Here is an 11,634-nt window from a genome sequence, read left to right on the forward strand (position 1 = left end):
AATCACTTACAAACAAACTTATTTAAATTGGAGATAAAATATGAAAATGCAAAAACAAGTGCGTAATTCTGTTCCTCGTCCTTTAAAATCGGAAAGTAATAAGTAATATTAATATTAGATATGTGAAGGCTGTCATGGCCTTCACATTAAAAGAATAAAAATATTATGGTTATGAAAAAATGAAACATTATAATGCAACAAAGGTGTTTTGTAATAAAATACTCGCGGGAACAAAAACTGGAGAAATAGTACTTTTTGATTTTAAAGAGTTAGATATTTTGGATGATAAAAAAGTATCTAATGGAACTATTTCGGCGATAGACATAAAGAATGGGGTCTTTGCGGCTTTATCACAAAATTATGATGTAATTATAGGTGAAATCTCATCTGAAAAGATAAAAATAAATGGTGTATTTAGTGGTCTTAATCACATAGTCGAAGATGGATATGAAGTTTCTAGAAGTGAGAGTCAAGGAATAACTCTTAATTCTGATGGTACAAAAGTTGCTTTCAGATCGCCTAATTCAACTTGTATGATAGCTGACTTATCAGACATGAAGAATATCATATCAAATTTCAGATTTGACATATTGTATGATATTGTTACGTTATGTTGGACAGAGAATGATAATATTCTGGTTGGTTTTAGTAATGGGATTGTTGGAAAAATAAATATTAAAGATAATTCAACAAGCACTATTAAATTAGATAATATCAACGAATCTGTACACTGGTTTGAAAAGGTGAATGATTCCGAATACATTGTCGCAACAGATGCCAGATGTGTTGTGCGATTAGATGAACATAGTTTAAATTATAAAATAGGACCGAAGTTTGCCAATGATGATTTTGAACATGCCACATATGATTATATAAATAAAGTTGCATATGGAACATCGTTTGATCGGAAAGTATATAAAATTGATATTGAAAGCCTAGAAAAAATTGAAATCATTTACGAGGCTAGCTTTAAAATAAGATGGTCAGATATAATCTATAAAGATAATATTCCATATTTGATATTACAGATCAGAGATGGAAGTATAGTTAAATTCAATTTATCAACAAAAAAGGTTGAAAAATTAAGGCGGGAGACTCCAGCCGCGTTTTGGACATACGTAAATTATTTGGATAAGGATCTGTTCTTTGGAGAGGATGGTGGTTATTTATTCACATCTAATAACCAAAAAGAAATATTTGACTATAGGATAAAAAGAGAATACGAGGGATATTATATAAAACGGGCCATTTCGAATGAAAATTTATTAGTGCTAGGTGGAACTAATGGTAAGATCATGATTAAAAATCATGGTGATGATTTTAAAATAATTAACATTGAATCTCCTGTACGTGATTTATGCTTTGGTTTTAATTGTATATATGTTGCTTCAGAATCAGGGTGCGTATACAAAATTGAAGGAGATAATGTTAGGATTATATATAAAAGTGAATCTGAGCCAGTATGGTCTATATCATTTAATTTTGATTTATATATGTTAGCCATTGGGGAGAGAGTTGGAAGTGTAAAAATACTTGATAGTTTAAATGAACATCATGTAATAGCATATACAGACAGTAAAATCCCTAAAAGAATGAAGTGGATTGATAAAAATAAATTAGCAGTAGTTAACTCCAGTAATATAGACTTAATTACATATAACGAAAAAAACAAATCTTGGGATCATGTATCTGAGTTTTATAAAGGTGGTTTAAATACCATTGAAGATTTTATTATTTACAACGATAGCATTATTATAGGAATAAATTACAGTCGCTATATTTTAGGTTGGCATTTAGAAACGGGTGAAGTATTATGCAAGTCATCTTGGGATCAAGATTATGCGAAAGGAATAATGAATATAGATAAAGAAAAGTTTATTATTTATGGTAGAAATAGTAAAGTAAAGGAATATATCATGCATGATAATGACATACTACTTACAAAAATAGTGAATTGAAATGATAAAAATCACTGAGTTATGTTTTAGCTATAAGAGCAGAGAAATTAAAAAAAACATTTTTAAAAACATATTTTCATCAAATGAAATCGAAGTGGTTTTATTTGAAAATATGAATATTGAAATATTTAACGATAGCAAGATCATAGGACTGCTGGGAAAGAATGGAGCAGGAAAAACAACGTTAATAAAATTGATTTCAGGCATTTTAACACCAAATTCTGGAAATATTACTGTTTTTGGTATTGATTCAAATGGAAGGCCTCCTAATCTTTTATCTAACCTTGGTATTGTTTTTGGCAATAAATCAATGCTTTGGGAAGAGTTATCCCTCTATGAAAATATTGAACTTTTTTCTGCTATATATAAACGTAATTATGATAAGAACCATGTTGAAAATATGATAGAAATGTTCAACCTTAGAAGCATAGCAAGAAAACCAGCAAAAACGTGTTCTTTAGGTCAATCGGTGAAATCTAACTTGTTAATACACCTTCTTAATAGACCAAAATTACTGATATTGGATGAACCAACCATTGGGTTAGATATAGAATCACAAATTCTATTACGTAATACCTTAAAAGATTATGCTGAAAATAATGAAAGTAAAATACTGATCACCTCACATAATATGATAGACATTGCAGATATTTGCAAAGACATTATTTTCTTGAAAGAAGGTAAAATATCAAAAATAAATCTGAATAAGAATAATTCAAAAGAAAAGAATGCGCTATATCTAGAGGGACTTTTCTGTGATAATTAAATTTTCTTTTATTGAAACCATCAGGGCAAAGAATATAATATTTGGTTACTTATTTATAATTGTAACATTATATGCGGTTGAACTCTCTTTTTGGGATACCATGACAAAATCAAATGATTTTGTTAACTATACGCATGATGAAATAATAGTTTATATATTATGGTCTGTTATTATATTTCAATTGACAAGTATTACCGGATTTCCAGAAAATTTATCGTTCCATATTGAAGATGGCAGCATAGATAGACTAATTATAATTCCAAAATCAATATTATTATATTATTCAGAATATGCTTTTGGACAGATACTAGCCAGATTATTTATAATGTCACCATTGATTTTATTTATCATTATATACCAAAAAGATATTCCTAATTTTATATATCTCTTTATTTCGTTATGTATAGGATTGTTTATCAATTTGTACTTAACAATGACATTGTCATGTATGGCGTTCAAGTTTAGAGGATCGTACTCTTTTATAATTATTAAGGACACTTTGTCATGGGTTCTTTCAGGTGCGTTAATACCATTAGATGTATTTGGTGATTCTATAAAATCAATATTTAATTATATTCCATTTCAATATATTACCTATATTCCAGTTAAAATTGCAACAAATTCAATATCTATTTATTTTATATTTAATGGATTTCTAGTCATGATATGTTTAATGATGATTTTTAATTTGATTTGGAATTATATGTTAAAATATAATCAAGGATATAATAGCAATGCTTAGAGTGATATTGATTGGCTTTAAAAGTGGATTTTCAGAAGCCAAAAAAAGCCCATTAAACTTTTGGTTATCTGCTTTTGTTAACTTTAGTTATTATATAGCACAAGCATTTTTTTGGTATGCTATTTTAAATTCACAATCTTTAGGTTATATCTTATCTGATAATTTTGTTATTCTATTTTTTGCTACGGTATGTTTGGTCGATAATTTTTATCTTTTCTTATTTGGCCGAGGAAGTTTCTTGCTAGTTAAAAACGTTAAGTCATTAAAGTTAGAACCTCATTTAACGTTACCTATAAATACTCAATTTTTATATGTTACTACAAATATTGCATTTGAGCATTTTTTGTTATCATTCTTGTCATTAGTATTATTTTTTACTATACATATTTACCTTGGAACTAATATTTTGTTGGTTTTTTTACATTTGATGATGGCATTCGAAGGCGTCTTAATACTTACTTCAATTACATGGATTATAAGAACAACAATATTTTGGACGGCTTCATTGGTTAGTATTAAAAATTCAAATCCTTGCTTCAAAGTATTGGTGAGACCTGAACAATCTTTTCATGGTGTAGTTCGTTTTGTTCTCATGTTCATACTTCCGTGTCTATTTATAACTGGTGTTCCTGCCTCAGTAGCAAGTGGAATAATGAGCATAAAATGGTTTTTTATTCAAACTCTAGTTACATTAATGCTAATCTTTATAGCAAAATTGGTTTTTGATATAGGAGCTAAAAGGTATTCAAAATATATAACGTGAGGAAAAATGATGAAACTAGGAATTATTTCAGGAAGCCATAGATCGCATTCTAATTCTGGTCAAGTTGGTGATTTCTTCGATTCATTTGAAATAACCAGAAAAACATTTAAACAGATTGAGCATTTCCATCTGGGAAATTTAGACATACCAATATGGGATGAGTCAATTTGGAATGAAGCAAAAGATCCTAAGTGGCATGAATGGAATTTAATATCACAATCTTTGATGAGCATTGATGCTTTTATTATTGTGGTTCCTGAATGGGGAGGAATGGTGCCACCAAAACTAAAAAATCTACTTTTATTATGTAGTGATAACGAATTAGCGCATAAACCAGCATTGCTAGTGTCAATATCCTCTGGGAATGGTGGCGCTTTTTGTATTTCTGAATTAAGGTCTTCTGGGTATAAAAATAATAAAATTTGTTTTATACCTGAACATTTGATACTTCGTAACATAGAGAAAGACGGCAATATAAATATACCTTCACAATTATCAGATAGAATGGAGTATTGCATAAATGTATTGCATGGATATGCTTATTATTTAAAAGCGTTTAGAACTGAATCTCCTATAAATTTATATGGTTTTCAATATGGCATGTCCTAATGGAACTATAATAGTTATATTTATTTTCTGTAATATCAACATGAATATTTTAATATGAATAATATATCAATTAGAAATAGTACTTTTATACCGTTGAAGTCTATTAACAATGAATCTGAATTTATATCATTTAATGGATTTTTCCCGGATAAAGAACATTTAGCTATACGTATAGGAAAATGGTCGAAGAAACACATACCTTTGGTTAGGATCCATTCTGAGTGTATGACCGGGGATGTATTTCATTCCCTTTTATGTGACTGTGGTGAACAGTTAAATGAATCTTTAAAAGAAATTGATATTCATGGAGGTGTTTTAATTTATTTACGTCAGGAAGGGCGTGGAATTGGATTATATAATAAGATAGATGCATATAAGCTACAGCGCAATGGGTTAGATACATACCAAGCTAATCAAGCTCTTGGCTTTTTAGATGATTATCGTGATTATTCTATCGCCGCAAAAATGTTACTAGCCATGAATATTTCAAAAATTCGTTTGATAACAAATAATCCAGATAAAATACATCAAATTACTCAGAATGGAATTGAAATATATGAAGTTATTAATACCAAGACATTCTTAAATGAAACAAACAAAAATTATTTGACTGCTAAAAAAATAAAAACCTCTCATGCTCTTGAACTATAAAGGATATATTCTATGCATAAACACTCCTCACCTATTAGTGGTGTTGCCACTTATGATAATAAATTTGTCTTAAGTGCTGGGTATGATAATAAAGTCATTTTATGGGATGCTTATAATAAGAAACCGATTAGACGAGTATATCATGACCATTTAGTAAATCAGTGCGCTTTCAGTCCATGTGGTAATTATATAGCAACAGTAAGTAGTGATTATAGTTGTCGTATCTGGCTCTTACCAGACATGATATTATATGGAGTTATCAATTCGCATACTGACGATGTAGAATCAGTATCATTTCATCCAAATAAAAATATTGTTGCAACCTGCTCTAGAGATAAAACCATTATTGTTTCTGATTATAAAGGAAACATCATTGCTCATTTAAAAGGGCATGTAGAGGATATAATCTCTGTGGAATGGAGTTCATCTGGAAATTTAATAAGTTCCAGTGATGATGGTACAATCCGAATTTGGGATGTGAATTATCAGAAAGAAATAGAATGTATAGATCTTGATAATATAGAAACTGATACTATTGCTATCACGCCTGATAAGGTTATTTATGCTGGAAATGACAATGGCGAAATAATCACTATAATTAATGGTAAATTAAAAATAACATCTGCACATGAAGCGGGTATTAAACGCCTGGTTTATGACTCATCTCAAAAAATCATGGTAAGTTTGAGCTATGATAGGAAGATGAAACTTTGGAAAGAAAAAGATAATAATCTTGAAAATTATCATACAGCCGAGCTTCCTCCCATTGTTTGGCCAAGATCTTGTGCATTTCTTGATAGTGATAATTTAGTTTTTGCGTCATTTGGTGATAGTTATGTTCAATATACCATTTCCACTCAAATATGGTATCAAGATCATGTCCTGCCAACATATGGTTTCAATGCCGTGCACGTTTCAGGCAAAGACATTTGGAGTGTTGGTGATGCTGGTATCGTTTTCTGCAATAATAGGCCATTTGCCGAAATGGGTAGTCTGTGTAATTTTATTATCGAATTTGAAAACGTACTCATTACCGGTGGGCAAATGGGAAAAATATTTAATGCTCGTACTGGTGATACTATATATGAACATCATTCCCCCTTAAATTGTGCTGCTGTTTCATGGGGAGATAATCAGTTTTGTCTTGTCGGTACATACACTGGGGAAGGTATTGTTTTAAGAAGAATAGCTGGTGATATTGTTGTTACTAACGTAATTTCACTGCATAAAAACGCAATAAAAGGCGTTTTTATATCTAAGGAATTTATTTTTTCTGTATGTGCCAATGCAGCTGCTGCATTACATAAAATTGAAGATTTTTCATGTCATGCGTATATTCCTAAAGCTCATAAAAAGATTATTAATGGATGTGATGGAAATAAAGAAGGGTTGTTTGTCAGTGTTAGTCGAGATCTAACCCTTAGAATTTGGAAAAATGAAAATTTTGAAAAAATAAAAACTCCAAGTACTAATTCAATAAAATGTGTGGCATTTGATGATAAAAACAATTATATATCTATAGGAAATTATACTGGCTGGGTTGGTGTGTATGATTTAAATGAAAACAAATGGATATTATGGGAGAAACGTTCATTTACTGGTATATCAAGTATAAAATGCACACAGGATGACTTTGTTTACTCAACATATGATGGAATAAATGAATTTATTTTTAATCATGGACTTAAATATGATCAAAAGAGAATTAAGCCTAACTGGCGTTAAAACTCAACATATAAACATTGAGGGAAAAAACATTAATTCTTTAACCATGAAAGAAGCGATGGGCTTGCCTGATAAGACAAACCAAAATTTAATGGGGAAGTTATTTAAAATATATGATAAATACTCAAAGCTAGACAGTTACAGTTTACAATCCATCGTTAGGAATTTTAATGAATACTTTTCTCATCGATATGTAGCTGGTAATTTACTTGCTATTAGAGGAGATTCTAGAATTTCTATATTTGAACCTGATATCATAATTATTCCTGGTGGAAAAGTACGTCTGGGTTTATCTCCTGATAATGTAGATAAAACTGTTTCAATGTATTCTCAATATGGAGTATTAAAAGAGTGGATTTTAAAAGAAACACCACCTTATGAAATAACCCTTAGTTCTTTTGGTTTGGCCAGATATTGCGTAACCAACTATGAATATTACCTATTTTTATGTGACACTGGCTATCAGGAAACTCCTGATAGTTGGGCATGGGGCATGTATCCTCATCAACGTTCTAATTATCCAGTCTATTCTGTATCCTATGAGGCCGCAGTGTCTTATGCTCTTTGGTTAAGTGAAAAGACAGGTAGGAATTTTCATATACCCAGTGAGGCTCAGTGGGAATATGCAGCAACAGGGGGAGATGGACGAGAGTTTCCGTGGGGAAATGAGTTTCTGCCAGACCATTGTAATAGTATTGAAAGTGGTATTGTTGATGCCACTCCAGTAGGCATATTTCCTTTAGGCATGGGGCCTTTTGGTCATTTAGATTTAGCCGGAAATGTTGAAGAATATACTTCTGATAGTTATCTACCCTATCAGTCAGGTACTGCCGTGTATGATGATTTAATGCTTACTGAAGGTAGTCACTATAAGGTGGCTAGAGGAGGTAGTTTTACCAGATTTCGTGATCTATGTAGAACAAGAAGGCGACATGGAAGATATAATTCTCCTTTGTATATTATGGGATTCAGGATGGCGGAAAGTCTGGTTTGATAGGTATGCAGCAGTAACAAACCTGCTCTGGTAATGGTGAAATGCTACAGATAATCATATCCCCAACAGGAGTGCCCTCTTTAAATAATATGTTTTGTTTCAAAAACCAATCATGATAACTTCTGGCACAGTCTGCCCGCAAAGCACTGCAATAAGTCATGGAGAGCCTGCTTTAACAGGCTCTTTGTTTAATGCTTAATTACATAAAGATCTTTTGTTGATATCCTGCCGATAAGATCGGCATAATAGCCGCCAATATAGGGTTTAACCAATACCGCAGTAACATAATAATAAACAGGGACAATAGGTGTATCTTTTTCCATAATATTGAGTGCCTGTTGAAAATCTTCTTTATTATTAGTTTCTCCAGCTTTGCGAATTAAATTATCAAAACCCTTATTAGAATAAAATGAAGTGTTATTTGTTTGATTTGTTGTAAATATATTTAAAAAAGACATTGGGTTATTATAATCTCCAATCCATCCAGCTCTGATAACATCAAATTTCCCCTGATGTTCATTATCCAACATTACTTTCCATTCTTCGGATTGTATATTAACAATAACACCAAGATTCTTTTTCCACATCGAAGTTGCAGCAATAGCGATTTTCTTATGTAAATCTGAAGAGTTGTAAACTAAACTAAAAGAGAGGGGATGCTCTTTATTAAAGCCGGCTTCACTCAATAATTGCCTGGCTTTTTCGTTACGTTGAGATTGTGTCCATGATGCGTAATCAGGTTGTTTGAATTTAAAACCACCAATGCCAGGAGGCAAAACTGTATAAGCAGGTATTTGCCCTTGGGCAACAACTTTATTAGCAATAATGTTTCTATCCAAAGTAAGGTTTAATGCTTGTCGGACTCTAACATCACTAAACAGTGGTTTTTTATTATTAAACGCATAATAATATGTACTAAGTATCGGTGAAATATGAACTTGTGAGTTCACCTTTTGTTTTAATGATGCGAAAGATTCTAATGGGATCGTAAATGTAATATCTATCTCTCCAGCCAGATAACGGTTTAAATCTGAAACATCTGATGAAAGTGGAAGATAAGTCACTTTATTAATAACAGTGTTTTTATCATCCCAATAATAAGGATTTCTTACACCAACAATTTTTTCATTCACTTTCCACTCTGCTAATTTAAATGCACCACTAGAAACAAAAAATTCAGGTTGAGTCCATTTATCACCATACTTTTTAACGACTTTTTCGCTAATCGGGGATGCAATATTGAAAGCTAACATTTGTAAAAAATACCCAACAGGTTTTTCTAGCGTTACCTCTAAGGTCGAATTATCTAACGCTTTGACACCTAGCTCTTCCGGTTTTTTCTTTCCTGCCATAATTTCTCTGCCATTCACAACAGAAGCATCAGCAAAATAACTACCATAAGGAGAAAGTGTTTTAGGATCAGTTAAACGCCGCCAGCTAAACACGACATCATTAGCTGTAATGGGTGTCCCATCAGACCATTTAATGCCTTTTCGTAAGTGGAAAATCCATGTTTTATTATCCTTCGTTTCCCAGCTTGCAGCCAGTTTGGGTATGATATTACCTTGTTTATCTGTGCCTACTAATGTATCAAAAAAATCATTGATAATATTTAGTGCTATATTACCTTCAACCTTATCGACATCCAATGAAGCTGGCTCTGAACCATTATTGCGAACAATTTCTTGTTTTTCGGCCAATTGAGTATCTTGAGGAATAACCGCGCCATAAGAAAGCGTGATACTGCCTAGTGCCATAATTATAGAATAGATTAATATTCTAATTTCTTTATAGATAATTTTATTTAACATATTATTTCCCTCTATTGCTGTGATGTGGTTGTTATTATTGATAAAAAATTTATGCATATCTGATGAATGCATATCCATTTTACTCTCTCAAACAAATTTCGTAAGATACTAATTACAAAAAGCTAACCAACTTAAGACATATTAACAAAGAAAAAATATATATTTTAACAATATCAATAAATTGAATTAAAACCAAAAAAAAAAAATTGATTTCATGTTGAAAATATCTTCACTTATACTATGCTTTTAGTATAGGTCAAATCTAAAGCATCGACTATAAACATTGACACTCAATAGATTTCAATCTGTTGATTTTTAAAGATTTAATTCTATTGAATATAATTAGAAACAAGAAGTTATTCCATATTTATTATGGATAAAACACTTTATTAAATACAATCCATAAACATTATTTTTATTGTAAAATAATACATGAATTAAAATTCACCAATGAAAGTTTAGAAGTCATTATTTTTATCTCTATTCAATCCATTACTAAGAAAACACATAGGATGTATTTTATGAAAAACGAATTTTCTACAGAAAATAGGTTAGCTGCTATCAAAAACCTCGAAAAAATCATGGATGGAAAACTTGACAAGGATATAATTAATGATATTCAAGAAAAACTATTAATCTTCAGTATAGAACCTTATTTAGGTGAAGCACATATAGATAGCGCTATTTTTTACACAACACTGACATTATCTCTTGATATTGGTAAAAAATTTCACGGAAAGTCTTGGGGTGTGGAGTCATTAGGCGAAACAACATATCATGGTGGTATACTGACAAGTGATTTTAATGAACTTATTACAGAAAGTAAAAAATTTACTATGGCTGATACCGCTGGAGGAATATCCATACTATTTTTAACTTCATCGTTTAAACCTGTGGGATATTTTGAAGGAATTGGATTACCAATGATAGGTGCAGCGGCTGGTAGTGGCAGTTGGTCTTAATCAATTTAAAACCATTATCTTGTATATATAAAAACATTACCAATGTTAGCAGGGAATTTATGCAGTTTCTATATTTTTTCTTTTCAAGCTGCAACTTTATCAGATGCAGCTTGAAACTTATTATGGCTTTAGCCATAAATAATAATAACCTGCCAAAGCAGGCTCTCAACCGTATACATACCTAATGTTCAATAACATAAAGATCTTTTGTGAAATATTCTCCCCTTGTGTTAGCATGAAAACCACCAACATAAGGTTTAACCATATTATGATTAACATAAAAATAGATAGGAATAATAGGCAATTCTTTTGTTAATATATCAGATGCCTTCTGATAAAAGTCTTTATCATTAGTTTCAGACACTTTTTCTAATAATTGATCAAATTCATCATTTGTATATAGAGATGTATTTTTTACTTGCTTAGATGAAAATAACGATAAGAACGTCATCGGACTATCATAATCCGCGGCCCATGCCCGCCGGATAACATCAAATTTCCCTTGGTGCATATTATCTAACATGACTTTCCATTCCTGATTCTGCAAGACAGCGTTTACACCAAGATTTTTTTTCCACATTGAGCTAACCGCAATGGCAATTTTTTTATGTCCTTCCTGCGTGTTATAAAGCAGATTAAAAGTAAGCGGGTTA

General features: G+C 31.1%; 11 protein-coding genes. 9 read left to right on the forward strand and 2 right to left on the reverse strand.

What is annotated here, in order from left to right; genetic code table 11:
• The first annotated feature begins 179 nt into the window (after positions 1–179).
• The 8 genes from Xmir_RS14700 to Xmir_RS14735 are packed head-to-tail and all read left to right on the forward strand — an operon-like array spanning position 180 to position 8,208.
• Positions 180–1,958, forward strand: a complete 1,779-nt coding sequence (locus tag Xmir_RS14700) for a hypothetical protein (RefSeq protein ID WP_099114964.1) — start codon at positions 180–182, stop codon at positions 1,956–1,958.
• Between the two features lies 1 nt (position 1,959).
• Positions 1,960–2,724: an ATP-binding cassette domain-containing protein gene (locus Xmir_RS14705; protein ID WP_099114965.1), complete on the forward strand. Its 765-nt coding sequence runs from the start codon at positions 1,960–1,962 to the stop codon at positions 2,722–2,724.
• Positions 2,714–3,466 carry an ABC-2 family transporter protein gene (locus Xmir_RS14710; RefSeq protein ID WP_099114966.1) on the forward strand — a complete coding sequence of 251 codons (753 nt, stop codon included), beginning with the start codon at positions 2,714–2,716 and terminating at the stop codon, positions 3,464–3,466. The genes Xmir_RS14705 and Xmir_RS14710 overlap by 11 nt, the downstream gene beginning before the upstream one ends.
• Positions 3,459–4,229, forward strand: a complete 771-nt coding sequence (locus Xmir_RS14715; protein ID WP_099114967.1) for an ABC-2 family transporter protein — start codon at positions 3,459–3,461, stop codon at positions 4,227–4,229. The genes Xmir_RS14710 and Xmir_RS14715 overlap by 8 nt, the downstream gene beginning before the upstream one ends.
• A gap of 9 nt (positions 4,230–4,238) precedes the next feature.
• The gene (locus tag Xmir_RS14720; RefSeq protein ID WP_099114968.1) at positions 4,239–4,838 is read left to right on the forward strand and encodes an NADPH-dependent FMN reductase; all 600 of its coding nucleotides are present in this window, start codon (positions 4,239–4,241) and stop codon (positions 4,836–4,838) included.
• A 54-nt stretch (positions 4,839–4,892) separates the two neighbouring features.
• A complete protein-coding gene (locus Xmir_RS14725; protein ID WP_099114969.1) occupies positions 4,893–5,489 on the forward strand; it encodes a GTP cyclohydrolase II in 597 nt (198 codons plus the stop codon).
• Between the two features lie 12 nt (positions 5,490–5,501).
• Entirely contained in the window at positions 5,502–7,214 is a 1,713-nt protein-coding gene (locus tag Xmir_RS14730; protein ID WP_099114970.1) for a WD40 repeat domain-containing protein, read from the forward strand.
• A complete protein-coding gene (locus tag Xmir_RS14735) occupies positions 7,150–8,208 on the forward strand; it encodes a formylglycine-generating enzyme family protein (RefSeq protein WP_244170939.1) in 1,059 nt (352 codons plus the stop codon). Before Xmir_RS14730 ends, Xmir_RS14735 begins: the two co-directional genes overlap by 65 nt.
• A gap of 188 nt (positions 8,209–8,396) precedes the next feature.
• Here Xmir_RS14735 and Xmir_RS14740 read toward each other — a convergent pair whose 3' ends face one another.
• Positions 8,397–10,019, reverse strand: coding sequence for an ABC transporter substrate-binding protein (locus tag Xmir_RS14740; protein WP_099114977.1), 1,623 nt, complete (start codon positions 10,017–10,019; stop codon positions 8,397–8,399).
• Between the two features lie 521 nt (positions 10,020–10,540).
• On the opposite strand from Xmir_RS14740, the gene Xmir_RS14745 reads away from it, so the two are divergent.
• Positions 10,541–10,981, forward strand: coding sequence for a VapA/VapB family virulence-associated protein (locus Xmir_RS14745; RefSeq protein ID WP_099114972.1), 441 nt, complete (start codon positions 10,541–10,543; stop codon positions 10,979–10,981).
• 181 nt (positions 10,982–11,162) lie between these two features.
• Here the strand turns inward: Xmir_RS14745 and Xmir_RS14750 are convergent.
• A partial coding sequence (locus tag Xmir_RS14750) for an ABC transporter substrate-binding protein (protein WP_244170940.1) occupies positions 11,163–11,634 on the reverse strand: 472 nt, incomplete at its 5' end.

This window comes from Xenorhabdus miraniensis, assembly GCF_002632615.1.

What these genes read in the sequence shown, in the direction of transcription:
- Xmir_RS14720 (WP_099114968.1), top strand. Translation starts at nt 4,239, where the DNA reads ATGAAACTAGGAATTATTTCAGGAAGCCATAGATCGCATTCTAATTCT.
- Xmir_RS14705 (WP_099114965.1), top strand. Translation starts at nt 1,960, where the DNA reads ATGATAAAAATCACTGAGTTATGTTTTAGCTATAAGAGCAGAGAAATT.
- Xmir_RS14745 (WP_099114972.1), top strand. Translation starts at nt 10,541, where the DNA reads ATGAAAAACGAATTTTCTACAGAAAATAGGTTAGCTGCTATCAAAAAC.
- Xmir_RS14715 (WP_099114967.1), top strand. Translation starts at nt 3,459, where the DNA reads ATGCTTAGAGTGATATTGATTGGCTTTAAAAGTGGATTTTCAGAAGCC.
- Xmir_RS14700 (WP_099114964.1), top strand. Translation starts at nt 180, where the DNA reads ATGAAACATTATAATGCAACAAAGGTGTTTTGTAATAAAATACTCGCG.
- Xmir_RS14735 (WP_244170939.1), top strand. Translation starts at nt 7,150, where the DNA reads ATGAATTTATTTTTAATCATGGACTTAAATATGATCAAAAGAGAATTA.
- Xmir_RS14740 (WP_099114977.1), bottom strand. Translation starts at nt 10,019, where the DNA reads ATGTTAAATAAAATTATCTATAAAGAAATTAGAATATTAATCTATTCT.
- Xmir_RS14730 (WP_099114970.1), top strand. Translation starts at nt 5,502, where the DNA reads ATGCATAAACACTCCTCACCTATTAGTGGTGTTGCCACTTATGATAAT.
- Xmir_RS14725 (WP_099114969.1), top strand. Translation starts at nt 4,893, where the DNA reads ATGAATAATATATCAATTAGAAATAGTACTTTTATACCGTTGAAGTCT.